General features: G+C 45.4%; 1 protein-coding gene. It reads left to right on the top strand.

What is annotated here, in order from left to right:
* Window positions 1-332 precede the first annotated feature (332 nt).
* The coding region (ltrA, locus tag QT987_RS29620; protein ID WP_333247049.1) for a group II intron reverse transcriptase/maturase at window positions 333-2,033 on the top strand (1,701 nt) is incomplete at its 3' end.

Raw genomic sequence — 2,033 nt, 5'->3', positions numbered from 1 at the left:
TGTGTCTAAATCATCGTTAAGTATAACCAGTGAAATAGGTTGATCACACTGGGAGTCCCAAAAGGGCAAGGATAGGGAGTTGGCGGGTGTTTAACCGACCAACAAAGCATTTCCCATAAACCCGGTGAATAGCATCGCTCTAAAGATTCAATCAATGGTCGTTAGGAACGGGATAACCCCCATACATCTCTCAGGAAGGTCGATGCCTGAGTAGGTAGCTAGCCAGATGATGTACGGGGGCAGGATTGAATCACAAGCCAAAGCCTCGCTGTAATGGCGAGGATACGCTGACAGATTCACGATTGTTTGGAAATGAATAGGAACAAGTAGCAATGAATACGTCTAATACTGAGTCAATACAGACAAAAGTGGAATGGAAGGATATCAACTGGAAAAAAATACAGAGGATAGTCTTTAAGTTGCAAAAGCGCATATTCAAAGCCTCTCAACGTGGGGATGTCAAAGCAGTCCGTAGGCTTCAAAAGACTTTGATGAGGTCTTGGTCGGCTAAGGCACTAGCCGTTCGTCGGGTAACTCAGGATAATCGGGGCAAGAAGACGGCTGGAATAGATGGGATTAAGAGTTTAATCCCCAAACAAAGGCTAGAACTTGTACACCAACTGAGGTTAAACCAAAAGGCTAAACCTGTCAGGAGAGTCTGGATTGATAAACCTGGTAGAGACGAAAAACGCCCGTTAGGGATACCCACAATGAACGACAGAGCATCCCAAGCTCTGGTAAAAGCAGCCTTAGAGCCGGAATGGGAAGCAAAATTCGAGCCAAACAGCTACGGATTCCGACCAGGGCGGTCATGCCACGACGCAATCGAAGCAATATATGGAGCAATCAAGCAGAAGCCGAAATACGTGCTAGATGCCGACATTGCCAAATGCTTCGACCGAATAAACCATGAAGCGCTGCTAGAAAAATTAAATACATTCCCCACCTTCCGCCGTCAAATTCGGGCATGGTTGAAAGCGGGAGTGATTGACTGGAGCGAACACGCTAATCGCAATAAAAAGAAAGGGTTCAGTCAATCATCTGAGGGAACGCCGCAAGGCGGGGTTATATCGCCTTTGCTAGCAAACATCGCCCTCCACGGCTTGGAAAATCGGCTACTCCAATACGTTGAAACCGTAGATATGAAAAATAACTACGGCAGACAACAGAGCAAACGCTCTAAGCGAATGACCCTAACAGTAGTTCGCTATGCTGATGACTTTGTAATTCTACACAAAGATAAAGCCGTCGTCCAAAGATGTATGCAGATAACAGCAGAATGGCTCAGTGGCATTGGCTTGGAATTAAAACCCGAAAAAACCAGACTCTCACACACTCTAGTTGAAGAAGGAGGCAACATAGGGTTCGACTTCCTCGGATTTAATGTTAGACAGTTCGAGGTAGGGGAGTATGCGTCTAAGCAAGGATTTAAAACCATCATCACACCATCCAAGGAAAAGCTGAAAGTCCATCTATCTAAAGTAGGCGACCTAATCGATAAGCACAAAGGTTCATCGCGAGATGCCCTAATTGCAACACTAAACCCCGTGATAAGGGGCTGGTCGAACTATTACAAAACGGTTTGCAGCAAAGATATATTCCAACTTGCAGACCACATCATCTATCAGCAAATACGAGGATGGGCAATTTACCGTCATGAAAGCGCCGACAAGACTTGGACAACCAAGGGAAATAACAATTGGGTATTCGCCACCAAAAACGGCAAGCATTGTCTAGCCAAGCATGGCGATACTCCAATAACCAGACACACAAAGGTGAAGGGTGAAATAAGCCCTTATGACGGAGATTGGGTCTACTGGAGCAAGCGAAAAGGGGAATACCCTGAAACTCCCAAACAATTATCCGAGCTTATTAAAAAGCAAGATGGGAAGTGTTCGCACTGCGGTCTGTACTTCACGTCAGATAGTCTAATTGAAGTACATCACATAGATAGAAACAGAAGCAACAACAAGAAGACAAATCTGACAGCCGTACATAGACACTGCCACGACATTATTCACGCCAAATGGGAA

The sequence above is a fragment of the Microcoleus sp. SVA1B4 genome (genome assembly GCF_036700545.1).
Classification (GTDB): Bacteria; Cyanobacteriota; Cyanobacteriia; order Cyanobacteriales; family Microcoleaceae; genus Microcoleus.
The sequence above is the reverse complement of the archived record's forward strand: the minus strand, read 5'-3'. Positions and strand labels throughout refer to the sequence as shown.